General features: G+C 46.5%; 21 protein-coding genes. 14 read left to right on the top strand and 7 right to left on the bottom strand.

Annotated elements, in window-relative coordinates:
- Positions 1–173: 173 nt before the first annotated feature.
- Positions 174–380: a hypothetical protein gene (locus tag QUB06_RS08005; RefSeq protein ID WP_333434841.1), complete on the bottom strand. Its 207-nt coding sequence runs from the start codon at positions 378–380 to the stop codon at positions 174–176.
- 630 nt (positions 381–1,010) lie between these two features.
- Between QUB06_RS08005 and QUB06_RS08000 the strand changes: the two genes are divergently transcribed.
- Positions 1,011–2,276, top strand: coding sequence for a transposase (locus QUB06_RS08000; RefSeq protein ID WP_333434840.1), 1,266 nt, complete (start codon positions 1,011–1,013; stop codon positions 2,274–2,276).
- Between the two features lie 155 nt (positions 2,277–2,431).
- The gene (gene urtA, locus QUB06_RS07995) at positions 2,432–5,359 is read left to right on the top strand and encodes an urea ABC transporter substrate-binding protein (protein ID WP_333434839.1); all 2,928 of its coding nucleotides are present in this window, start codon (positions 2,432–2,434) and stop codon (positions 5,357–5,359) included.
- 352 nt (positions 5,360–5,711) lie between these two features.
- Here the strand turns inward: urtA and QUB06_RS07990 are convergent, their stop codons facing one another.
- Positions 5,712–6,194: a hypothetical protein gene (locus tag QUB06_RS07990; protein ID WP_333434838.1), complete on the bottom strand. Its 483-nt coding sequence runs from the start codon at positions 6,192–6,194 to the stop codon at positions 5,712–5,714.
- A 184-nt stretch (positions 6,195–6,378) separates the two neighbouring features.
- Here QUB06_RS07990 and uvrB point away from each other — a divergent pair, with 184 nt between their 5' ends.
- The 4 genes from uvrB to QUB06_RS07970 are packed head-to-tail and all read left to right on the top strand — an operon-like array spanning position 6,379 to position 9,347.
- Positions 6,379–8,391, top strand: a complete 2,013-nt coding sequence (gene uvrB / locus QUB06_RS07985) for an excinuclease ABC subunit UvrB (protein ID WP_333434837.1) — start codon at positions 6,379–6,381, stop codon at positions 8,389–8,391.
- A 16-nt stretch (positions 8,392–8,407) separates the two neighbouring features.
- The gene (locus QUB06_RS07980) at positions 8,408–8,611 is read left to right on the top strand and encodes a DUF433 domain-containing protein (RefSeq protein WP_333434836.1); all 204 of its coding nucleotides are present in this window, start codon (positions 8,408–8,410) and stop codon (positions 8,609–8,611) included.
- Entirely contained in the window at positions 8,608–8,952 is a 345-nt protein-coding gene (locus QUB06_RS07975) for a DUF6883 domain-containing protein (protein WP_333434835.1), read from the top strand. The genes QUB06_RS07980 and QUB06_RS07975 overlap by 4 nt, the downstream gene beginning before the upstream one ends.
- Complete coding sequence (locus QUB06_RS07970) at positions 8,949–9,347, top strand: DUF2281 domain-containing protein (RefSeq protein ID WP_333037913.1); 399 nt, start codon at positions 8,949–8,951, stop codon at positions 9,345–9,347. Before QUB06_RS07975 ends, QUB06_RS07970 begins: the two co-directional genes overlap by 4 nt.
- A gap of 70 nt (positions 9,348–9,417) precedes the next feature.
- On the opposite strand, the gene QUB06_RS07965 is transcribed toward QUB06_RS07970, so the two are convergent.
- The 3 genes from QUB06_RS07965 to QUB06_RS07955 form a co-directional block, all read right to left on the bottom strand.
- Positions 9,418–9,726 carry a hypothetical protein gene (locus QUB06_RS07965; RefSeq protein WP_333434834.1) on the bottom strand — a complete coding sequence of 103 codons (309 nt, stop codon included), beginning with the start codon at positions 9,724–9,726 and terminating at the stop codon, positions 9,418–9,420.
- A gap of 586 nt (positions 9,727–10,312) precedes the next feature.
- Entirely contained in the window at positions 10,313–10,840 is a 528-nt protein-coding gene (locus tag QUB06_RS07960; protein WP_333434833.1) for a hypothetical protein, read from the bottom strand.
- A 171-nt stretch (positions 10,841–11,011) separates the two neighbouring features.
- Positions 11,012–12,049, bottom strand: coding sequence for an NADP(H)-dependent aldo-keto reductase (locus QUB06_RS07955; protein WP_333434832.1), 1,038 nt, complete (start codon positions 12,047–12,049; stop codon positions 11,012–11,014).
- A gap of 196 nt (positions 12,050–12,245) precedes the next feature.
- On the opposite strand from QUB06_RS07955, the gene QUB06_RS07950 reads away from it, so the two are divergent.
- The gene (locus tag QUB06_RS07950; RefSeq protein WP_333434831.1) at positions 12,246–13,385 is read left to right on the top strand and encodes a DegT/DnrJ/EryC1/StrS family aminotransferase; all 1,140 of its coding nucleotides are present in this window, start codon (positions 12,246–12,248) and stop codon (positions 13,383–13,385) included.
- Between the two features lie 150 nt (positions 13,386–13,535).
- Positions 13,536–14,414 (top strand): cyanoexosortase B, encoded by an 879-nt coding sequence (gene crtB, locus QUB06_RS07945; RefSeq protein WP_333434846.1) that lies wholly within the window; start codon positions 13,536–13,538, stop codon positions 14,412–14,414.
- A 41-nt stretch (positions 14,415–14,455) separates the two neighbouring features.
- On the opposite strand, the gene QUB06_RS07940 is transcribed toward crtB, so the two are convergent.
- Positions 14,456–15,625, bottom strand: a complete 1,170-nt coding sequence (locus QUB06_RS07940; RefSeq protein WP_333434830.1) for an RNA-guided endonuclease TnpB family protein — start codon at positions 15,623–15,625, stop codon at positions 14,456–14,458.
- 110 nt (positions 15,626–15,735) lie between these two features.
- Here QUB06_RS07940 and QUB06_RS07935 point away from each other — a divergent pair, with 110 nt between their 5' ends.
- The 3 genes from QUB06_RS07935 to QUB06_RS07925 all read left to right on the top strand — a co-directional run bounded on the left by QUB06_RS07935 (position 15,736) and on the right by QUB06_RS07925 (position 20,614).
- Entirely contained in the window at positions 15,736–16,446 is a 711-nt protein-coding gene (locus QUB06_RS07935; protein WP_333434829.1) for a cyanoexosortase B system-associated protein, read from the top strand.
- Positions 16,447–16,575: 129 nt separating this feature from the next.
- On the top strand, positions 16,576–18,153 hold the full coding sequence (locus QUB06_RS07930; RefSeq protein WP_333434828.1) for a polysaccharide biosynthesis/export family protein: 1,578 nt from the start codon (positions 16,576–16,578) through the stop codon (positions 18,151–18,153).
- 178 nt (positions 18,154–18,331) lie between these two features.
- Positions 18,332–20,614, top strand: a complete 2,283-nt coding sequence (locus tag QUB06_RS07925; RefSeq protein WP_333434827.1) for a lipopolysaccharide biosynthesis — start codon at positions 18,332–18,334, stop codon at positions 20,612–20,614.
- 265 nt (positions 20,615–20,879) lie between these two features.
- Here QUB06_RS07925 and QUB06_RS07920 read toward each other — a convergent pair whose 3' ends face one another.
- Positions 20,880–21,158 (bottom strand): hypothetical protein, encoded by a 279-nt coding sequence (locus QUB06_RS07920; RefSeq protein WP_333434826.1) that lies wholly within the window; start codon positions 21,156–21,158, stop codon positions 20,880–20,882.
- Between the two features lie 446 nt (positions 21,159–21,604).
- Here QUB06_RS07920 and lpdA point away from each other — a divergent pair, with 446 nt between their 5' ends.
- From lpdA to QUB06_RS07905, 3 genes are all read left to right on the top strand, one after another.
- The gene (gene lpdA, locus QUB06_RS07915; protein WP_333434825.1) at positions 21,605–23,041 is read left to right on the top strand and encodes a dihydrolipoyl dehydrogenase; all 1,437 of its coding nucleotides are present in this window, start codon (positions 21,605–21,607) and stop codon (positions 23,039–23,041) included.
- A gap of 285 nt (positions 23,042–23,326) precedes the next feature.
- Positions 23,327–23,818 carry a DUF4365 domain-containing protein gene (locus QUB06_RS07910; protein ID WP_333434824.1) on the top strand — a complete coding sequence of 164 codons (492 nt, stop codon included), beginning with the start codon at positions 23,327–23,329 and terminating at the stop codon, positions 23,816–23,818.
- Positions 23,815–24,396, top strand: a complete 582-nt coding sequence (locus tag QUB06_RS07905; protein ID WP_333434823.1) for a hypothetical protein — start codon at positions 23,815–23,817, stop codon at positions 24,394–24,396. The genes QUB06_RS07910 and QUB06_RS07905 overlap by 4 nt, the downstream gene beginning before the upstream one ends.
- Position 24,397 lies beyond the last annotated feature (1 nt).

The following is a 24,397-nucleotide window of genomic DNA, read 5'->3' as shown; positions in this document are numbered from 1 at the left end:
TTTGAAAACTACAAAAATAGATGTTTACTTACTTGGCATTTTAATGGTTAGTTTGGCATACCAAGTAAGGAAGAACCATTTTTATTTAATTCTGCCTTCTGCGTTCTGCCTTAAAAAGGGGGGTGTGGGCAAGACCGCATCTTACCCACACCCGAACAAATTCCGTATTAGTTTTAATCTACCTTGTGATGACATTCTTCATCTATTCTGTCCTGAAGTTCTTCTTTCAACTGTTCGACAGCGCGCATAGTTTGAGCATTTTCTTTTTTTTGCTGACCGAGGGCTTTTTCTGTTTCCTCGCCGAGCAAGGTTTCCTTTGATTTTGGTAGCGTTACTTGATTTTCGCTGCCAGTGTGGGTCGCATTTTCTTCAATATTCATTTGTCTTGACCCTATTGTTTGCAAAATTTATTTTTAACAAGGCTAGTTACAAGTTAACCTTATATTTATAATAACGCCAATGACGAAGCCGTCCCTCTCCCTGAAGATAGATAGGAGCTGGAGAAGAGTTTTTAGTTTTAAAGTAAGAGAAATTAGGAAGACTTCCATCGGCCGGAAGAAAGATATGGGAAGGGGAAGAGTGCGTGAGTGCATGAGATTGCTTGGTGAGTCGCAAGGCGCGGGCAGTGAATGAGTAGGGGAGAGGGAGGAGGGGGGGAAAATTTTTCTGCGGTGCGCGCGATCGCATTAAGTGTCGAATGTTGTTGGATGAGGCTCTTTGGACATCGGTAAAAGATGAAGAGAGAAATGGGAGGCAATTTAGCTAGCCAGACGGGAATCCCCACACTATATCGCTTCGATTAGTGTGGGATGAAAGTCGCGTTTCGCTGTGGATTCCACCGTCAACCAATTCAAAACTATGTTTTGAGCGGTGGGCGGGTGGATGACGAGACAAACAAACTCTTTATTTAATGGGTCTATTTTCTCCTTTGTACTTGACAGTAAATAACGCATTCTGGTACAGTAACACTAATTGATGCGTACCGACTGCGATCCAATATTTGCCAATTAATGAGAACGGCTTACCAGTACAAACTACGTCCAACAAAACAGCAAGCCATTGAGCTAGACAGATGGCTATCCATGCTGTCTGCCCAATACAATTACCTGTTGGCTGATAGATTTAATTGGTACGAACAAAATCGCTCTCCTGTTAACGCCTGCAATCTCGTCTGTTACCTACCTGAACTGCGAGACAATCCCGATTATTGCTCGCAAAAGAAAACGTTACCTCAACTCAAGAAAACAAATCCTTGGTATAGCGAAATATATTCGCAAGTCCTTCAGGATGTAGTTAAGCGAGTTAAGACAACATTTGACCGTTTCCTAAAAGGTGATAGCAGCGGAAAACGCAGCGGTAAACCTCGATTCAAAGCTCGCAGTCGCTATCGCACCTTTACTTATCCGCAAATGAAAGAGGGATGCTTGCATGGCAACTTGATTAACTTGCCGATGTTTGGGAAAGTTAAAGTTGTCTTGCACCGCCCTACCCCTGATGGGTTCAAAATCAAAACCGCATCTGTCACCAAGAAAGCTGATGGTTATTACCTTACGCTCTCCCTAGAAGACAAGACGGTTCCAGAGATAAAGCCAGACTTTAATCCTCTTTCAATAACAGGTATTGACGTGGGATTGAAGGAGTTTTTGACAACATCTGAAGGCGAAACAGTCGCCCCGCCCCAATATTACCGTAAAGAACAAAAATGCTTGCGAACTATTCAAAAGCGAGTGTCACGTCGCAAAAAGGGGAGCAATAGCAGGCTTAAAGCTATTAAGCAACTGGGCAGACAACACAAGAAGGTGGCAGATAAAAGAAAAGACTTCCACTTCAAGACAGCTAATTGGCTGCTGTCAAAATATGACGTAATCGCACACGAGGATTTAAACATCAAAGGTCTAGCTCGTACAAGGTTGGCTAAATCTGTGTTGGACGCTGGGTGGTCAAGTTTTCTGTCGATACTGACAAACAAAGCCGAAAACGCGGGTTTGTTGGTTGTCCCAGTAAGTGCCCATAATACTTCACAAGATTGTTCTAATTGCGGCGAGAAAGTACCAAAAAAGCTGCATATTCGTTGGCATGACTGTCCTCACTGTGGGTGCAGTCTAGACCGTGACCATAATGCCGCAGTTAATATCAAAAATAGAGCGGTGGGGCAACCCGTTCTTAAAGCTCAGTTAATGTCCTATGCAATAGCAGGAGTCACTGAGAAGCCTACACCAATGGTGACAGCTTGTGTTGGTGTAGGAGTTGTCACTGCAGACTTAAGTCAGATGTAGAGCAGTTTGACGGTTAAAATCAACAGGGTGCAGCAATTCCCAAGTTTGGTGGCGATCGGCTTAAATAATCTGCTAAACAAGAGTTAGCCTCAAGGCTAACCTCCAGCAGGATCGAACTAAAATTTCTGTTATTAGTAAAAATTATCTAAAACCCTATGGGAGCAAGGAGCAGTAACCCTCTCGAAGCAGCCGGCCCGACTCGTGAGCCGATCAAAATAGGCGTTTTGCATTCCCTGACGGGCACGATGTCCATCAGCGAAATTTCAGTTAAAGATGCGACGCTGTTGGCTGTTGAGGAAATTAATGCGGCGGGAGGGGTGCTGGGGCGCCCCTTGGAAGCGGTTATAGAAGATGGAGCCAGCGATTTGCAAACTTTTGCTCAAAAAGCTAAGCAATTGCTCCTAGAAGCGCAGGTGGCGGTGGTATTTGGCTGTTGGACTTCGGCGAGCCGCAAGGCTGTACAGCCGGCTTTCGAGCACGGCAGCGGGTTGCTGTTCTATCCGGTGCAGTATGAAGGGCTAGAACAGTGTCCGAATATTTTCTACACTGGTGCTGCCCCGAACCAACAGATTGTGCCTGGGGTGAATTACTTGCTGGCACAGGGGAAACGGAAAATTTTCCTGTTGGGTTCGGACTATATCTTTCCCCGGACGGCAAATCGGATTGTGAAAGCTCAACTGGCGGCACTGGGGGGAGAGTTAGCCGGGGAAGTTTATCTGCCGCTGGGTTCGAGGGAAGTGGGCGAGGCGATCGCACATATCTTAGCAGTGAAACCCGATGCTATTCTCAACACTCTCAACGGCGATAGCAATGTGGCTTTTTTCCAAAAGTTGCGGGAAGTTGGCTTGAAACCCGATGATTTGCCGGTGATGTCGGTCAGCGTAGCAGAAGAGGAAGTGCGGGCGATCGGGTCGTCCAATATTGCTGGACATTTGGTGGTTTGGAACTATTTTCAAACGGTGGATACACCGGAAAATCGTAAATTTGTCAAGGCTTATAAAGCCCGATACGGGGAAAATAGAGTCACGGATGACCCGATCGAAGCAGCTTATTTGGGCGTTTACCTGTGGAAGCAAGCAGTAGAAAAAGCTGGTTCGACAGATGTGGTTAAAGTCAGGGCTGCTGCTAAAAATATTGAGTTTGCAGCGCCATCGGGCAAGGTAAAAATAGATGCCCAAACTCAGCATACCTGGAAAACAGTGCGGATTGGTAAGGTGAGGTTGGACGGTCAAATTGAGGAGATTTGGAATTCCGGCGCACCGGTTGCGCCAGATCCTTTTCTCAAAGCCTATCCTTGGGCGGCGGCATTTGCTCCGAGGCAGATTTCTTTGGGAACTCGGGCTTCTTTGAGCGGGCTGTTTGTCATCTTGGTACTGATAACTTGGATGGCGGTGGGAGTCGGGTGGATGGGTTCTGTGGATATGAAGAACTATTTGCTGACAATAGAGGCTGCCTCAAATCCGGCGGCGGCGGTTTCTGAGGCCGCAATGGCGGTGCTGGTGCAGCAAACTCTCTTTGTGGCGAGCCGCACTCAGCACTGGCTGCTGGCAGCTTTGGTTTTGAGTTTGATCGCGGGGATAGTGGGTTTTGTGTCTGTGTCGGCAATTATTCGGAATCTCGGCTTGCTGCGGCAAACTGCCGAACAGATGGCAAGCGGTGATTTGACGGCTCGATCGCCTGTGGTTTCTAATGACGCGATCGGGGTGCTATCTTCTACTCTCAATACAATGGCTCAGCAAATTAGCAGTTTGCTCAAGGGTTTGGAGGTGCGACAGCGGCAGCTAGAAGAACGATCGGAGGAATTGGAAGTCGCTAAGAATGCCGCGGAAGCTGCCAACCGCGCGAAAAGCACTTTTTTGGCAAATATGACTCACGAGTTGCGGACACCCTTGAATGCGATTATCGGCTACAGCGAGCTGCTGCAAGAAGAGGCTCTGGAACTCGGCGAAGAAGAGTTTGTGATGGATTTGGCAAGCATTAATATGGCAGGCAAGCAGTTGCTCACCATTATTAGTGACATCTTGGATATTTCTAAAATTGAAGCAGGAAAGATGACTCTTTTCTTGGAGACTTTTGAGGTGTTGGATTTGATCGAGCAGGTTGTCACTATTGTTCAACCGACGCTAGGGAAAAATGGCAATACTTTGATCGTCAATTGCGATCCCAATATTGGCACGATCTACTCCGATTCGTCGAAGCTGCGGCAAGCGCTGTTGAATTTGGTGAGCAATGCTGCTAAGTTTACCGCTCAAGGCCAAATTACGATTAATGTTTGGAAGGAAGAAGGGGAGGTTTTGCCGATCGGCAATTCCGAAGAACTCTCGGCAGATCCTTCTCGGTGTCAACAGCCTTCGATCGTGTTTCAAGTAACCGATACCGGCATCGGCATGACTGAGGATCAGGTGTCGAGGCTGTTCGGAGCTTTCGCTCAAGCGGACGATTCTACTACCCGCAAATACGGCGGCACCGGTTTAGGGCTGACAATTAGCCGGAAATTTTGCCAGATGATGGGTGGGGACATTACCGTTGAGAGCGAGTTTGATTGCGGTTCTAGTTTTACGATCCGGTTGCCGATTGAGGTTAAAAGCCCGAAAGAAGCGCAGGAAGATCGAGAAATCGCAGAAATACAGGCAGAGTATTCCGAGGAGTTAGAAACGAGTTTAGGGGCGACGGAAGCGAAGCAAAAAGCAGTGCGATCGCAACCGCTGGATCTGCCAGATGCTGCTACTGTGCTGGTGATTGACGACGATCCAGACGCGCGGGATTTGATGACTCGCTGCTTGTCGAAACAGGGATTTCGGGTGCGATCGTCGGCTAGCGGTCAAGGGGGGCTTCTGTTGGCTAAGGAGTTGCGGCCGGACGCGATTCTTCTGGACGTGATGATGCCAAGTATGGACGGCTGGGCGGTGCTGTCGGCATTGAAAGCCGATCAAGATTTGGCTGAGATTCCGGTTATTATGATAACTTTTTTGGACGACAAAAATCAGGGTTTGGAATTGGGAGCAGCGGAGTATTTGAGGAAGCCTGTGGATTACAAACGCTTTGCTGCTTTATTGAGTAAATATCAGAGTCTGGGGAAGTAGTTAGTTGACTGTTGGCTGTTGACTGTTGACTGTTGACTGTAATTATTACAGTTCTGGACGCCACAAATTGTTAGATCCGCTATTGATAAGGGTAAGGTGCGTCGCCCGGAAAAATCTGCAATTTTCATTTCTCATCTGAGGGCGACGCACCCTACAGATTAGCATTTCACTTCAAGAGAAAACCGCTATACATCCCTCTCAATTACCAATTACCAGACGTACCTCATTAAACCCAGAAGTGCTATGGTTATTGCTTATTAGTAGCAGGTAACAAATAAGAAATAACAACAGTCAACAGTCAACTGACAACGGTCAACTGACAACAGTCAACTAACAACTAACAACTGACTAATTAATCTAAGAAGCCCATTAAGGCCGAGCTATCGTCAATTTCGTTTGAGGCAATGGGGCGGTTTCCTCCCATTGTCGAGTAAACTTCATCAATGTGCAGAGTGCTGATGCCAATAGGGCGGGCACCGGACATACTGAACATTTCACTGACTTGCATGGCGCTGGAACCGATCGGGCGATTGCCGAGTGTAGCAACCACTTCAAAGTCGCTGGATTCCACCGGGCGATTGCCTACAATGCCGTAGGTTTCGCTGAGGTGCAGGGTGCTAGTGCCGATCGGGCGGTTCCCCGATATCGAGACGGTCTCGCTGATGGTAAAATCGTCAGGACCGACGGGGCGGTTGTCATGCATCAGTTGAGGCCGATAAAGTTGAATTCCTGTTGCTTTGGCATCCGTGGGTTCTGTCGCTTGGCTTTTGGAACTGCCTTTGCCGCGGCGGGCGATCGCTTTGCCTTTGCCTGTACCTGTGCTGCGCGTATCCATAATTCTTTTCCTCGCTTATTTTTGGGCGTTGATTGCTGGGTTCGGACAACTGCTTTTCTTGGCTTTCTGCTTGCTATTTCGGCCGATGATTAAAATAATATTACAAAGTCTAACTATTTTTTTAACGAAATTGCAGAATCTCTGCATTTTTGTTAAGATTTATGGGTAATAGCTACATTTTCCTATGGTAACTGCGGCAGCATCTTTTCAATTGCAAGCGCCCTTCCAGCCCACAGGCGACCAACCGCTAGCGATCGAGCAACTTGTCAAAGGCATCGAAGCGGGCGATCGATTTCAAACCTTACTCGGTGCCACAGGTACGGGCAAAACCTTCTCCATTGCCTCGGTGATTGAAAAAATCGGCAGACCCACCTTAGTTCTAGCACACAACAAAACCCTGGCAGCTCAACTGTGCAACGAACTGCGAAATTTTTTCCCGAACAATGCAGTCGAATACTTTGTCAGTTATTACGACTACTACCAACCTGAAGCATACATTGCCGTCACCGATACTTTCATTGAGAAAACGGCAGCAATTAACGACGAGATAGATATGCTGCGGCACTCCGCCACGCGATCGCTCTTTGAACGCCGCGACGTAATTGTAGTTGCTTCAATTAGCTGCATCTACGGTTTGGGAATGCCCGCAGAATACCTGAAAGCTGCTATTCCTTTGCGAGTAGGAATGGAAGTCAACCAGCGGCAAGTTTTGCGAGATTTAGTCAACGTCCAATACAGCCGCAACGATATAGATTTAGGCAGAGGCAAATTTCGCGTCAAAGGCGATGTTTTGGAAATTGGCCCCGCTTACGAAGATAGAATTATTCGCGTTGAATTCTTCGGCGACGAAATCGATGCCATTCGCTACGTTGACCCCGTAACAGGTAAAATCCTACAAAGTTCAACGGCTTTAAATATCTATCCAGCGCGCCACTTTGTCACAGCAGAAGATAAATTAGAGGCAGCTTGCCAAGGGATAGAACTCGAATTAGAAGACCGATTGGCAGAATTTGAAAAAGAAGGGAAATTATTAGAAGCTCAGCGGTTGGAACAGCGCACGCGCTACGATTTGGAAATGCTGCGCGAGGTAGGTTACTGCAACGGAGTCGAGAATTATTCGCGGCATTTAGCAGGGAGAAATGCGGGGGAACCGCCAGAATGTTTGATTGATTATTTCCCGAAAGATTGGATGTTGGTGATAGATGAATCTCACGTCACCGTGCCGCAAATTCGGGGAATGTACAACGGCGACCAAGCGCGCAAAAAAGTATTGATCGAACACGGTTTTCGCTTGCCTAGCGCGGCAGATAACCGCCCTTTAAAAGCAGAGGAATTCTGGGCAAAAGAGAATCAGTGCATCTTTGTTTCGGCTACGCCTGGGGATTGGGAAATGGAAATATCCGAAGGCAGAGTTGCAGAGCAAGTAATTCGCCCTACCGGAGTAGTAGATCCGACAATTTTCGTGCGCCCGACGGAAGGACAAATTGACGATTTGTTGGGGGAAATCAAGGAGAGAGTAAGTCGGGACGAGCGAGTTTTGGTGACGACTTTAACCAAGCGGATGGCGGAAGATTTAACCGAATATTTGCAGGAGAGGGCTATTAAAGTCCGGTATTTGCACTCGGAAATTCAGTCGATTCAACGCATCGAAATTATCCAAGATTTGCAGGATGGTAAGTTTGATGTATTGATTGGTGTTAACTTGCTGCGGGAAGGTTTGGATTTGCCGGAAGTTTCGCTGGTGGTAATTTTGGATGCGGATAAAGAGGGGTTTTTGCGATCGGGACGTTCGTTGATTCAAACGATTGGAAGGGCGGCGCGGCACGTTCAGGGACAGGCTATTCTGTACGCGGATAATTTGACGGATAGTATGGTTAAGGCGATCGACGAAACGGATCGGCGCCGGGGGATTCAGCTAGCGTACAATAAGATGCACGGGATTACGCCGCAGCCGATCGCGAAAAAGCGATCGAGCAATGCGATTTTGGCATTTTTGGACGTGTCGCGCAAGCTGAATTCTCAGCAGTTGGAGGAGGTTTACGAACAGGTGAACGAGTTATCTTTGGATGAGATTCCTCAGTTAATCGGGCGGTTGGAAGCCCAGATGAAGGCGGCGGCTAAGAAGTTGGAGTTTGAGGAGGCGGGTAAATTGCGCGATCGGATTAAGCATTTGCGGGATAAGCTATTGGGACATTAAGGAAGAGTGGGAGGATATGATGTTCGATCGCATTACCTTCGATCCAAAAATTATGGGAGGAAGAGCTTGCATTCGAGGAATGCGAGTTACTGTTTCTTTGGTAGTGAGTTTAGTAGCAAATGGGATGAGTGTAGAGGAAATTTGGGCAGCTTATCCTTATTTGGAAGCGGAGGATATTAATGCTAGTCTCCAGTATCAACTCTCAGCCTCAATGCTATGAATGCACCCACTCGTTTAGAGTTTCCCATTGCTAAGGCGCAATATCTCTTCAGCAGTGCCACGGAAGCAGGAGTAGGCGGAGATAAGCAGAAATTCTGGCGGGAGGTGATGGGGTTTGAGTCACCGGAGGCGATTCGAGACGCAATTATAGCCCAAATCTCGCTAGAATTGTTACAGCCAGTCGGACAGAATGACTATGGAGAACGCTACGAAGCTATTATTTTAGTTACAGGGCGATCGGGAGTATCTTGGCAAATCCGTACAGGTTGGATTGTTTTATTTGGTGAAGATATTGCTAGATTTGTTACCGCATTTCCTCAACGCTTTGGGAGACAGCAATGAGCAAATTTCAGTTATTGGATGCAGTGACTTTAACCGAAGGAGTCGCCCTCGCTGATGGCGAGATTGCACCGCCACAAACAGCCGGGACAATTGTTGAGGTTTTCAAGAATGGTGAAGCTTATTTAGTAGAATTATTTGGCGGATGGGTGAAAGCAGAAGTTGGCGGGGATTTTGTGCCTGCAACTCAGGATGAACCGGGCGCATTTATGGAAACGATTGGTGTTGAAACAGTTTATCCGCATCAGTTGCAATTAGTAAAATCTGCCGACGAAATGATGGGGATTCGAGAGCATTTACTGTCGGTTTTAAATAATTTACCTGACGAGTTAGTGGCTGAAGTCTGCGATTTTGCGGAGTTTTTGCAGGAAAAACAGCAAAAAGTGCGATCGTATTAAGCATTTAGGTGAAGTGCGATCGCCCTTTACCATTGTCCTATTTTTTGGATGGGAAGGGCGATCGTACTTTTTACCAGCTTCCTAGTTCTTCGGATGAATATTCGCGTTCCAAGGAGTCCGCTTTTGATGAACCATTGTTATCCCAGGAATCTGACTCGTATTCCCATCCACGGTTTTTATCTTTCCGATCCTCATCCTCAGAGTGTAAGCGTTCTAAGGTAGTCACTCTGTCTTTGAGTTTTTGCATACCGCGCTGAATGTCCGAGAGTATAAGCTCTTGACTAGGGTATGACCCATAAACCATACGGGCTATCTCCCAACCATGAGGATGATCGAGCAGCTTTTCGAGTAGCGATCGCGCGTGATTTTGTGGTATCATTGTTTTGCATAAATTAAATAACATCCAGAATCCTGAGAACGGGTTAATGCAGTTCAATACTACCGTTCTAGAATTCATGGTTTGAATAGAGCGTCCTTAACACCTCCAAGTAGTAGGGACGTTCTTTATTTATTATTAGCACATTAGCTGGCTAGTAGTCAACAAAATTTTGGCGATAAATTATCGATCTTTTTTGTTTATCCTGTGTTACCAGTACAGCAAAACGGGATAGAGAAAAACGAAACAGGATAGGAAATGAGATAGTAATTGAATGTGAGGTATTAATTAACTTAATTAAGGAGTGAAACCGCAAAGCGGGTATTTAGCGTTAAATCCTGCATAGCCACAATTACCCTAAATCCCCATTAGGGATTGAAACAGCTTTATTCTCTGTCAAAAGCGCACCGGGGTGCGTTTTTGAGTGGCAATTAACTTAAATCTCTATTAGGGACTGAAACCGATACATTTAGCAAGATGTGGGACGGAACTTTTAAAAATGCAGTTAACCTAAATATTTATTAGGGATTGAAACTTGTCCGTCATTATATTAAAAAAGGTCGATCGCCCAAAACACCACCCAAACCAACTACTTACTCAATACCGCAGCATCCGTACTGCTAGCAAAAGCCGGACGAATAAATTCCTCCTTCTCTTCCAACGTGATGAAACCCTTATCTACAGCTAGCTGCATCACTTCCTGAAGAAAACGTCTGAGTACATCTAATACTTGAGTGCGATCGAACTCAAAATGCTTTTCCCAGCCAGAAGTTCCAAACTTGCTCAAAGTACAGCTAATGCGATCGTCTGTGGGTACTAACTTGATAGTTAGCGTACAACTTTCAGCAAAATCTATTTCTATTGGCTTACCTTGTGACAGTTTCCTAATTTGTTCGGGCAGATTATCGTCCAAAATCATACAGATATCAGGATCTAAAAATACCTGTATTCTCTCATCACCTATTTCTAGTAAAACTTTATGATCGTACTCAAAACAAAAACGCCGGATAGCCATTTCAAAATGAGTAAGTTCTCCCAATGGATCTTCTGGAGGATCGGCGTAATTTTCTAAAAAACGTTCTCCTAACTGAAAAGTAAATTTTTGACTGTTATTCATACTCGCTCCTCCTAATATTAAAAAAGTGGTAAGTTGGGCGAAGTGAAACGTAGGGCTCATTACCTCCACCCAACCTACTAATACCCAATCTGGGTTAAGTTTCCCCTCTATTTCTTAGTCCGCGCAGGCGGACTTTGTGTGTGTAGAAGCGGTTTCAACCGCCGAGATATCTTACGGTGTCGGATTCGGATACTTAGCGTGCACCGCATCGATTTCCGCTATAATCTCTCGATCCAAATTCACCTCCAAACTACCGATATTTTCCTCCAACTGTTCGAGACTTGTTGCACCGATAATTGTGCTAGTTACAAACCAGCGCGATCGCACATACGCCAAAGCCATCTGCGCCGGACTTATCCCATGTTTCCCCGCAATCTCAACATACGCTTTCACCGCATCATTCAGATTAGTTTTATCGTAACGCTGACCGAATCCCGCAAATAAAGCCAACCTAGAATTTTCGGGAATTCCATTCAAGTATTTACCCGTTAACAGCCCAAACCCCAAAGGACTGTAAGCCATCAATCCCACATTCTTAAAACGGCAAGTTTCTGCTAAATTCATGTGAAATGTGCGATTGGTCAAACTGAAAGCATTCTGAATGGAAACAACTTTCGGCAAGCCGTGTTTTTCAGCCAACGTGCAAAACTCGCAAACTCCCCAAGGCGTCTCGTTACTCAAACCCAAATAGCGGATTTTCCCAGCTTTAATTAAGTCAGCAAATACCTCTAACTGTTCCAAAATCGGTACAGTTTCGTGTTCTTGGGCGATGTCGTAATCGGGCGCGCCAAATAAGGGCACGTAGCGATCGGGCCAGTGGATCTGATAGAGGTCAATGTAGTCAGTTTGCAAGCGCTTCAGGCTGTCATTCAGGGCTTTTTCGACATTTGGGCGATCGATCTGATTTTTCCCTTCCCTAATCCACTTTAAGCGAGTGCTTCTGCCCGCTACTTTAGTCGCTATAATGACTTTATCCCGCTGCTGTTTCGCCAACCATTCGCCGATATATTCCTCTGTTTTTCCCTGAGTTTCCGCCTTTCCAGGGACGGGATACATTTCTGCCGTATCGATAAAGTTGATGCCTCTATCGATCGCAAAATCGAGCTGTTGGGCCGCTTCCTCAACGGTATTCTGCTGGCCGTAAGTCATCGTACCCAAACAGATTTCCGATACAGATAAGTCGCTGTCGCCGAGTTTTTTGTATTCCATGATTTTGATTGGTGGAAAATTATCTGATTCTATATTACCGAAAAAGTTTGATTTAATTGACAGCTCCATAAAAGTGCGCGAGGCTTTCTTCTCTCTTCCTCTTTTCCTCTGCGCTCTCTGCGTCCTCTGCGGTAAAAAAAATTAAAAGATATCCGCACTTGAATGTTAATATAAAGAATTCGTATTCCTCTGATGTATGAGTAGTAGCCCGCCCCAAGTTCCGTTTGTAAATCTATCCCTGCAACACCAACCAATTCAATCCCAAATAGCAGAAGCAATTAGAAAAATTATCGAGCAAGGAGATTTTATTTTAGGTCAAGCACTCGCCGAATTTGAAACAGCATTTGCAGCAGCTTCTGGAGTAAAATACGGCGTAGGAGTGGCTTGCGGAACAGATGCGATCGCTCTGGGACTGCAAGCTTGCGGCATTAATCCGGGCGACGAAATTATCATACCCGCTAACACTTTTATCGCCACCGCGATCGCCGTCCTCCAAGCCAAAGCTATACCTATTCTCGTAGATTGCGACCCGGAAACCGCCCTGATTGACCTCACAGCAGCCGAAACAGCAGTTACCTCGAAAACTAAAGCAATTATCCCCGTACACCTCTACGGTCAAATGGTATCGCCCCGGCAGCTTTTAGATTTTGCGAAGCGCCACGATTTAATCATATTTGAAGATGCCGCCCAAGCGCACTTAGCCGAAAGAGAAGGATACCGCGCGGGCTCTATTGGGAAAGCAGCAGCCTTCAGCTTTTATCCCAGCAAAAACCTCGGTTCTTTTGGCGACGGCGGGATGTTAATTACTAACGATGCAGAGCTCGCAGAAAAAATGCGAACTCTCCGCAATTATGGAGCACCCAGTAAATATTTGCACACAGAAATCGGTACCAACAGCCGCCTCGACAATTTGCAAGCCGCCGTGCTCAATATTAAATTACCTTACTTAGAAAAATGGAATCGCGATCGCACCGACGCTGCTCAACACTACAATACTCTATTAGAACCCCTGAAACACAAAGGAATTGTACCCATCGCCAACCACAGCAGCAGCGGTCACATTTATCACCTCTATGTTATCAAAATTACTGAGGAAAGCTCGATAGACCGCAACACCCTTCAGGAAAAACTCGCCCAACACGGCATTCAAACAGGCATACACTATCCCGTACCTTGTCACCTGCAACCCGCCTACCAAAACTTAGGCAATCCGGGCGACTTCCCCCACGCAGAAACCCTGTGCGAACAGATTTTATCATTGCCAATGTATCCCGGATTGAGCAATACTCAGATCGAGCAAGTTGTTCGGGCGATCGTACTATCATTGAATTGTTAATTGTTCATAAAAGTTATGCTGAGGGTGTTTCAAGCAGTAGGGTGCGGTTATAAAAGCGTTTGAGTTGGAAATTAACAAATCTTTAACTCACAGTTCAAAACCGCTTTCGCGTTGCCAATCCAGCGTGGCAATCTCAAAACTTCTCAAACCATGCACATCCAGCGCAAAATTCGCATTGTTTTCAAGCGATACCTCCTGGGGGAAAGTATCACGGTGCTCCTAGTGCTGCTGTACGCCCCCCTGCTAGTACATTGGTACGACGGCTGGTTGAACAAAAGCATCAGCCTCGAACACGAATATTTCAGCCACGGACTAATTGGTTTGCCCTACGCAGCTTATATTGCTTGGATGAACCGAAAGTGCTGGCGCAGCTTACCCAACTCACCGCATCCTTTGGGAGGCTTTTTACTGGTACTAGCCACGCTTTTTTATCTGAGTCGCTTGAGCGATTTAGTAAATTTATCCCTGCCCGTAATGCTGGCCAGCATTTGCTTATCTTTAAAAGGAATTCCCGGCTTGAAATTGCAGGCGATGCCACTTTTATTCGTATTTCTGGCCTCGCCGAACCACATTCCTTACCTCATAGAACCCTACGCCTTGCCCTTACAGCAATTCATTGCTGAAGCATCAGGCTGGATATTAATTAAGATTGGTATCAACGTGAGAGTGGAAGAAATTTATCTGTACGTAAACGAGCGCATTGTAGAAGTTGCTCCACACTGTGCAGGCTTGAAAATGCTGTTTACCAGTCTTTACGTCAGCTTAATTCTGCTGGATTGGACGGGAGTTTGGAACTCTCGCAAAAAAAGCCTTTTGTTTTTAGTGATTACATCCATTCTTAGCATCACTTCCAACATTTTTCGCAATACTTTGCTAACTTACTTTCACGGAACCGACAGAGAGGCGCTTTTTAATTGGCTACACGCCGGATGGGGGGGAGATTTATATTCTGCTTGTATACTAGGGTTATTGGTACTTCTCCTCAACGGGATGGACAAGTATTTCCCAAGTCAGTCTGGCAATTATTGACATCCACCCCGACCGTCGCGGACGGGGATTCCCAATCATCGCTAATTGGGTTTCTGCTTCATAACACCAGCCTTCCGAGATTTGCTCTCTTCGGGTCTTACAGTTGCTCCACAGACTGAAACGGCTAGCCCAGCCGCCAAAATGTTCTTTGCCGCATTGATATCGCGATCGTGGTTTGTTCCGCACTTGGGACATTCCCAATCGCGAATATTCAATGGTAATTTCTCAACAATGTGACCGCAATTTCCACAGCGTTTAGAACTAGGAAACCAGCGGTCTATTTTTATTAAATCGCGCCCGTACCAATCGCACTTGTAGCTTAGTTGGCGAATCAATTCACTCCAACTAGCATCGCTAATGGCAAGAGCTAACTTATGGTTTTTCACCATATTCTTGATAGCCAAATCCTCAACTACAATCGTTTGGTTTTCACGAACGAGTTGAGTCGTTAGCTTGTGCAAGAAATCTTTACGCACATCTAGTATCTGTGCGTGAACTTTTGCTACCTGTCTCCGGGCTTTCTCCCGATTGTTGCTTCCCGGATGCTTGCGAGAAGCGGCTTTTTGCTTCCTTTTTAACTTCTTGCGAAGTTTCTTAAAAGGTTTAGGGTTGGCGATTTTATTACCGTCGCTGGTGGCAATCAGGCTGGTAATCCCCACATCTAACCCGATAGTTTTGTCTGACTTTGGAAGTGGCTTAATTGTATAGTCGTCTACCAGTATGGAGACAAACCAACGCCCTGCGGGAGTTAACTTTACTGTAATAGTAGACGGGACACACCCTACGGGAATCTGTTTGCTCCAACGGATAGGTAATGGCTCATTACATTTAGCCAAGAAGACCTGTCCGTTTTTCCAGCGGAAAGCAGATTTGGTAAATTCAGCACTACCGCCGTTATGCTTTTTCTTAAAATTAGGATACTTAGCTCGTCCTGCAAAGAAATTGGTGAAGGCTGTCTGAAGATGGCGCAGCCCTTGTTGAAGAGGTACGCAGCTAACTTCATTCAAAAAATCAAGTTCTTCCTCTTTCTTCCAGTTCGTTAGCATAGAGGAAGTTTCGCCGTAGCCAACTCTTTCTTGGCGTTCGTACCAAGATTCGGTGCGGTAAGCCAAAGCCTTGTTGTACACTAACCGAGTACAACCCATTGTCCGTCGCAAGAGTTTTTCTTGCTCGGTGGTGGGGTAGATTCGGTAGCGATAGGCTTTTTCCATATCGTCACAGTCTAACACGTCTTTTGTGATCTAGTTGGCTGAGTGTTGTATATTTTTGTCAAGCCGTCCTATAAGGACGGGGTTTCCACCCAGTTTTTTTGATGAAACAGATGATTTCAGCACACAAACTACTGCGGCGGTATCAATTATCTAAAATTATGGTACTGGTGTTTTTGCTGGTATTAGTTGGGGCAGTAGCAATTCCCGGCTACGCGACGGGAAGGTGGCCTTGGACGAACCCGCCAACCCTTGCCAACCTCAAGCAATTAAGAAGTGTGCGCCAAAACGGGATAAAAATTCCTGGGTGGCAGGTTATAGCCGTTCAGAATAACGTCCAAATTGGCGCTCACAGATGGTTAGTTCAAGAAATTAAAAATGATCGAACAATTGCCCTTTTATTGCTGTTGCCTCAAAATTACGCCAAAAACCAGCCCCAAGTGGAATGGCTAGATATCGATGGATTTCACCGATGGCAAACCGATTCTCATCGCACTTTGAGGTTTACAGTTAAATTAGCACCAATACCCGGCCAGCCACAGCCTACTGTCGAGGCGAGGTTTTTCCGAAGCTGGACTCCCCAACAAACTTTTGCTGTCGTGCAGTGGTACGCTTGGCCTAACGGGGGTTCTCCAACAACCAGCCGCTGGTTTTGGGAAGACAGCATTGCTAGACTGTCGAACCGCCGCGCCTCTTGGGTTGCTGTCAGTATCATCCTTCCCATTCAACCGCAGGGCGACATTAAGATAGCTCAACCATTGCTGGAATCTCTCGGTGAAAGTGTCCAGGCTAAATTAATTACAGAAACTTTTCGGTTTCAGTAAGCAGGTAGGTGTAAATAAATCAGCCTAGGGCGTGGGCGACTTTTGCCAAAATCAACTGCTTCCTAGTCAATATTCTAGTTCAACCCGCCCCGAAAATATCTTATTGTTTTTTGTCGTCGCTATATTTAGATGAAACTTACAAATCAGGTCATTATTCAAAATATTACTTTTTTAAATCCTCTGAAAATGCGGCAAAAATCCACTATTAAAAATCGCCTCGCTTTTTCCTTGGCAGGTCTGTATTCAACTGCTTGGACTCTATCTTTTGCTGCTGTATTCTGGGGTTTTAATAGCAAAATTTTTTCGGAAACGGCTTTAGCTCAATCTGTTGTTCCTGGTTCCGAGCGACTCGTGGCGCCACCGCCACTGCGTTTACCGCCACCGCCGCCTGCCAATTTCAACCGGGATATTAACCCAGCTTTTCGGAATCGGCCCTACCGCCTGGGCCCGGGAGACCAGATTTCTGTTCAAGTTCAGCGATTCCCTGAGCTAGGTTTTACAGGTGCCATCAGCCCTGAAGGGGTAATTGTACTGCCACTAATCGGAACAGTAAATGTGCGCGGTCTTACTGTCGAAGAATCACAGCAGCGCCTCCGGGAGCGCTTTGGCCAATTTATCAAAAATCCTCAAGTCTCGGCTGCTTTGCTGGTTCAGCGCCCCGTAGTGGTGACGGTGACGGGGGAAGTGGCCAGACCGGGTTTTTATCCGCTGCAAACCCCCCAGCTTCCTGCGGCTTTGGCGGCGGCTGCTGGGACTAATCCTACGGCGGAACTGCGAGGGGTGCGGGTGCGGCGGACTCTGCCGTCCGGTGATGTCGCGGAGCAAGTTGTTGATATTTTGACACCGTTGCAAACTGGTATTGCTCCGCCGGATTTGCGTTTGGAAGATGGAGATGCGATCGTCGTACCGTATAAACAGGTTACGCCCGATCGCAAATCCGATCAAGATTTGGCATCCAGGTACAGCCTCGCTGCTGCTGCTGTCCCCGTCCAAATCACTGTCACCGGAGAAGTCACCAAACCGGGTTTTTACACGCTTCCGGCGGGTTCTGGTCGAATTTCGGCTGCTTTGGTGATTGCGGGGGGAGTCACGGGAAAAGCCGATTTGCGGGAGGTGCGAGTGCGGCGGACTACGGTGGACGGCTCCTCGGTGGAGGAACCAATCGACCTCTACACTCCCCTAGCAAATGGTAAAGATTTGTTCGATTTTCCTTTGGCATCAGGAGATGTGATTGTCATCCCGGAATTGGACGCTAGTACCAAAAACCTAGACTACGATAAAGCTCTGGTTTCGCGGTCTACTTTGATTAAGCCCAGGATCTACGTTCGAGTTTTGAGTTACGCTAGTGGTGGTTTGACCTCGTTTTACGTAGAAAATGGCAGCAGGTTTTTGGATGCTCTCAACAACTTGCCTGTTAATCTTGCTAACTTGCGGAAAATAGCCCTGATTCGGTTCGACGAAAAGCAAGGTAGAACAATCAACCGTTCGATAGATGCTAAAGCTGCTTTGGAGGGCAATGTTTCTCAGAACCCGATGCTCGAAGATAATGATGTGATTGTGATTGGTAGGAATTTGGTAGAGCGCATTGGTTATGTACTGAACACTTTTACTCGACCATTCCGCGATACTTTGGGATTTATTCTGTTCTTTGAGCAGTTGAGAAATGGGGTAACAGATTTGTTCGGCCCGTCACGTAATGAGAGGTAGTCATACTATTTTGGATTTTCGATTTTCGATTTGAGATGGGGAATGACTTATGCAATATGGGTTTAATCGCAAGCCGAAAGTTCTAAGGTTTTTGGGAATGGGTATCATTTGTCAGCAATCATTAGTTATCGTTAACAATTAGCAATCTAAAATCTAAAATCTAAAATCTAAAATCGTCATGACTTTATCCGTTGTTAAACGTTATTTAATTGCTTTCGACCAATACAAGTGGGTGGGACTGGCTACTCTCGCGGTGACTGTGGGCGTGTCGGGAGTAGTGGCCCTGCAGCCAAAGGCGGCGCCAGTTTATGTTGCAATAGGTACGCTAGCCTACGATAGACCGAGCGTGATTTTTGCATCGACTACTACTAAAATTCAACAGGAAGGACAAGAAATAACTAAAGATATGCTGCTGAATAAAATGGTGGTTGAACCAGCAGCCAAAAAACTCATCAAACCCCAAGGAAAATTAAACAAAGAAGAAGCGAAAAAAATACAAGCTTTGGCTGACAAGCTGGGAAAAGATGTGCAGATAAAGATGCCCAGTAAGAATAATGACCCCAGTGCTTTGATTCAAGTATTGTACAAAAATGCCGATCCTGAAAGAGCCAAAGCGGTAGTAGAGACGCTGATGCTCGAAATGGTGGCTCGCAGCGAAACTCTTAATACTTCTAGACTACATGATACGATCGCCCAAATTAACAAGCGTTTGCCAAAAGTAACTCAGGAACTCAGAGAGACGGAAGCAAAACTTGAAGCCTACGAAAAACGAGAAGGAACTTCAATTTTAGCTGCTCAGAGCGGTGCTTTGCCCCTAGCGATTACCAGCAGCCAACAGCAGCAGCGGCAACTCCGCGTGCAGTTGGGAGGAATTGAAGCTCAAATTAACAGTTTGCAGGAGCGCTTGGGATTGAATGTGGAGCAAGCTTACGTCGCTCAAGCACTCTCTGCCGATCCAATTATTGCCCAACTGCGAGTGCAATTGTTTTCGATCGAATCTCAGCTCAAAATTCTCCGCAGCGACTTGCAGGAGGAACACCCGAAAATTGTAGAATTGCTCAAACAAAAACTTGCTTTTGAGCAGCAGTTGCAGCAGCGGCAATCTGAGGTACTCGGCGGTAACGGGGTGGCTGCTCCGCTCAGAAGTGCCGCTCGAATTCGGGTAGACTCTTCTTTAGATCCGGCGAGACAGCAGTTAGCTCAAACTTTGATAGGTTTGCAAACGCAGCGGGATACGCTGCAACAGCAACTCCAAGGAATCGAGAAAACTGAACAAGAATTGCGTCGGGAACACGCCACAATCCCCAACAAGCAGTTAGAACAAGCGCGGTTAGCCCAACAAGTGGCGTTCAAAAAAGCTCTCTACGACAAGATGCAGTCGGCTTTGGTAGATGCTGAGGCGGCGGTAGCTGAGACAACGGGGAGTTTGAGAATCGCCCAATGGCCACAAACTGATGACGTTGAGTCAAACAAGAGAGGTTTGCCCGTGATGCTGGCGGTGGGCGGATTTGTGGGGTTGCTGCTGGGCGGGGGGTTGATATTTTTGTTGGGGATGCTCAACGGCAAGTTTTACAGTTGGGAAGAAGTGCGGGCGGCTTTGGTGGAAAAAGAGGTGCCGATACTGGGAGTTTTGCCTGAAGTGACGGTGTTTGATTCCTACGGCGATGAAATAATGCCGCTGGCCTTGGAGGTAAATTCTCCCTATTTGGAATTTTACGAGCGGTTGCGTACTAATTTGCGCCGGATCGGGAACAAACCGGTGAAGGTGGTGTTGCTGACTTCGGCGGCGCCTTTGGAGGGGAAAAGTTTTAGTGCTTACAATTTGGCAATTGCATCGGCTCGATCGGGTAAACGGACTTTGCTAATTGAAGCAGATTTGCGATCGCCTTCTAATGTTGAATCTTTGAAAATTGCTGCTGATCCTCTGGCGACGGTGGAACCTTTGCACTATTACGGCAATATTAGCGAGTGCGTTCTTTTGGTTCCAGAGGTAGAAAATCTATACGTTGTGCCGAGTCCCGGCTTTTTGCGACAAGCCTCCGCCGTACTAGAATCAAGCGAAATGCGGAGATTGTTTGAGGATGTTCGCAACCGCTTTGATTTTGTGGTTGTGGATTCTCCGGCTTTGAGCGAGTGCAACGACGCGCTGACCCTGGAACCGTACACGGACGGTATGATTTTGGTGGCGCGGCCTGGTTACACTTTGTCTAGTATGTTGTCTGAGGCTGCAGATCAGTTGCTGGAATCTGAGGATGAGGAGTCGCATAAATCCGGGCCGCGGCTGTTGGGAGCGATTATTAACGGTGCTGATATTCCGGTGAAGTTCCGCAATGATATTGATATTGATGAATGGGAGTTGCCTGTGAGTGCGATCGGCGATCGCGCGATCGAAGTGCGATCGAGGCAATTACCGCAGCAGTCAAAGCCTAAAAACAAGGCTATTAATAGTAAATTGAGCTAATTTATCTGGCTTGATTCTTGTAAAGCAATCCTCAACGAAATATGAATATATTGTAGGCGGCGACATAAGCAGCTTAAGCCGAAAGCACAGTCAACAGCCAGTCGATTTTAGATTTTAGATTTTAGATTTTAGAATCGACTCCACAGATGAATCTGGGAGGCTGAACTTTGGTCTAAAATTTTTCGCTTGTCAACAGTCAACAGTCAACAGTCAACAGTCAACAGTCAACAGTCAACAGTCACTACTTGAAAATGAGTCGATCGCACTATTGATTGGATTCCGGGCGTTTCTGGTGTTTGCTCTGGATAAACTGTTCCAAATCGGCGATCGCATCTTCAAAATCCGACAAATTAATTTTCGCAGGTCTAGTCTTCTTCGGCAAACTCGAAGACTGACTCGAAGACTTCGCCGGAGGCGGTGGAGATTTAGGTTGTGCAGCTTGAGTGCTGTTGGATTCTATAGAATCGAACAATTCATCCAGGGACTCAAAAAATGATTGAGCCGAAGCCCGGCGTAAATCTTTCTGGTAGTCGTCATCCGTCATAAGCCACTCCATAGGGTCTAAAATTTGCCAACAAAGTCTGTCCGCCCCGGCGCGTGCAGATATTAGACATCAAAACCGACTAAAACAAGCAGGAGGACAGAATTTAACCGGGCGGTGGGAATGCCTGCGGCCCAAGTTGCTGCCCCAATATAAAACCCGCAACGGGCATAGTCAGCCTTCAAACTGTATTTAACTGTACACCCGCCAACTGAGTGATTTGAGACTTTGTGTAGACCCAGCTCAAAATCATTGACCCTGAAAAAATCTCAGTTAGGACTCTTTCGTTGTCTAATTAACCCTAGTCTAGTCGAGAATAAGGAAACAGGACTTATGCAACTATTACCGCTGTTCAAGGGTTGCTATGGCAACGCGCCAGCTCGAAAGGACGGAGAGACGGTATTTTTTGCTTGAGTCCTAAGATTTCAAAGGCATTAGGAGATTTTAAGGTGACTCAGGGATTTGATTACGATTTAGCAATTATCGGCGCTGGCGTGGGCGGACACGGGGCGGCCATACACGCGGTTAGCTGCGGGCTGAAAGTGGCAATTATCGAAGCGGGGGACATGGGGGGGACTTGCGTCAACCGCGGCTGCATTCCCTCTAAGGCGCTGTTGGCGGCTTCTGGGCGAGTGCGAGATTTGCGGAATGCCCACCACCTGAAGACTTTGGGAATTCAGTTGGGTAGTGTGGATTTCGATCGCGGGGCGATCGCGAATCACGCTAACACTATTGTTAGCAAACTTCGCGGCGACTTGACCAACAGCCTCAAACGTTTGAATGTGGATGTCATCCAAGGTTGGGGCAAAATAGCCGGTTCTCAAAAAATTACCGTCGAAACCGATAAAGGCGAGAAAACGATTACGGCCAAGGATATTATTCTCGCCCCCGGTTCAATTCCTTTCGTCCCCCCTGGGATAGAAATTGACGGCAAAACTGTATTTACCAGCGACGATGCTGTCAGGTTGGAATCGCTACCGAAATGGATTGCAATTATTGGTAGCGGTTACATCGGTTTGGAGTTTTCCGATATTTACACCGCACTGGGCTGTGAAATCACGATGATTGAAGCTCTAGATCAGTTGATGCCGACTTTCGATCCAGATATTGCTAAGTTAGCAGAACGGGTGTTAATTGCACCCCGCGATATTGAAACAAAAGTGGGTGTTTTGGCGAAGAAGATTACTCCGGGTTCGCCGGTCATTATTGAATTAGCTGATTTCAAAACTAAGGAAGTTGTCGAAGTTTTGGAAGTTGATGCTTGTTTGGTAGCAACTGGTCGGGTTCCGGTGAGCAAGAATTTGGGGTTAGAAACTGTTGGCGTGGAAACGATGCGCGGTTATATCCCAGTTAACGATAAGATGCAGGTTTTGGCGGCGGGAGAACCGGTGCAAAATTTGTGGGCGATCGGCGATGTTAATGGCAAGATGATGTTAGCGCATTCTGCGTCTGCTCAGGGAATTGCTGCGGTGGAAAATATTTGTGGCCGTGCCCGCGAAGTTGACTATTTGAGTATCCCGGCGGCGGCGTTTACTCACCCGGAAATTAGCTATGTGGGGATGACTGAACCTGCGGCGAAGGAGTTAGGAAAAACTGAAGGGTTTGAGGTCGGTTCTGTCAAGAGTTATTTTAAGGGAAATTCTAAGGCTATTGCGGAGGGTGAAACCGACGGTATGGCTAAGGTTATTTACCGGAAAGATACTGGGGAGTTGTTGGGAGTTCACATTTTCGGTTTGCACGCTGCGGATTTAATTCAGGAGGCGGCAAATGCGATCGCCCAGCGCGATTCTGTGAACACTTTAGCATTCCGAGTTCACACTCACCCGACGCTTTCGGAAGTGCTGGATGAGGCGTTTAAACGGGCGGCTGGAGCGGGAAGCCATTAATCTGTAGGGGCGGTATTCCCATTAGTGTCAACTTAAGTCTAAACACTAGATAAAACTCGTTTGTAGTCGAGTCGATATCCCCCTAAATCCCTTAAGAATGGGGACTTTGAAATCCGTTTCACCCGTTTTTAAGAGGGGCTTTGAATGCTCTTGTCCCCCCCTTATTAAGGGGGGCTAGGGGGGCTCGAAAGCCTATGGGAGCAACAAAAGACTGGTACTATATTTGACGTGTTTGTTGACACCAATGTGCGATCGTATCCGCCCCTTTTTGAGAAGTGTGTTTAAATGGAACTGAATCAGCGAAAAGAACTATTTAGTAAAGCTTACGTGCGTGCTGTTGCAGCAGTGGCCGGCTGTTCGGTAGATCAACCCGAAAATGATTATGACAGCGTTGACCTTTGTATCAAGGCTGTCGATCGCGATCCAGTGCAGCCGCACCGCCTCGAATTGCAGTTAAAATGTACGTCAAGAGATGTACTCAATGCCCAATATGTGCGATATCCACTCAATGTCAAAAATTATAACGACTTAAGAGTGACAGCCTTTATTCCCCGCGTACTGATTGTGGTTTTAGTGCCGGAAAATATCGGGGAATGGATACAACAGTCAGAGTCGGAAATGTCGATCAAACATTGTGCCTATTGGGTATCGTTGCGGGGAATGCCGGAAACTCAAAATACCAGTCGCGTGACTGTTGAGTTGCCCCGCAGCAATCAGTTTACAGCAGAGGCTCTACAGTCCATTATGCAGCGCATTAGCCAAGGAGATATTCCATGAAAGTAACTGTACGGGATTTAGAAGTTTTTAAGAGTTTAGATGTGAATGTAATCATAGCATATTTACAAAAAAATGGCTGGCACGAACACAGCCGAATTTATAAAAATAAAGGAGCGATTTGGGTTAAGAAAAATGATGCAGGAGATGTGTTTGATATTGGCCTGCCTTTGACAAGGGAGTTTGCCGATTATCCAGCTCGCATGGGAGATGCTGTCAAGACGCTGGAAGCGGCAGAAAATCGTTCTCAGTTAGAGATTTTAAGCGATTTAATTACTTCGTTAGAAAATACGGAAGTTCAAGGATTTGTTGTGAAAGTCGATCGGCAAGAAGGGGAGGAAATTGCTAAAGTTGCAATGATGGGATTTGTGGTGAACAAGCTGCAGAAAATCCATGTGGAACTCAAAGAGACTGATGGTAAATTAGCACTGAAAGCTTATCAGGAGAGAATTCCTGTCACTTGCGCGGGCGATTTGGTCAAAGTAGGTGAATCTTTTGTGATGCAGAATCTGCACGGTTTTGCTTTGATGGTGGAGGAAGCTAAAGAAGATGAAAGTACGCGCGGCGTAGCTATCCCGTAGG

The sequence above is a fragment of the Microcoleus sp. D2_18a_D3 genome, assembly GCF_036702455.1.
In the GTDB taxonomy this organism is placed as follows: Bacteria; Cyanobacteriota; Cyanobacteriia; order Cyanobacteriales; family Microcoleaceae; genus Microcoleus.
This window is presented reverse-complemented; position numbering and strand designations above follow the sequence as displayed.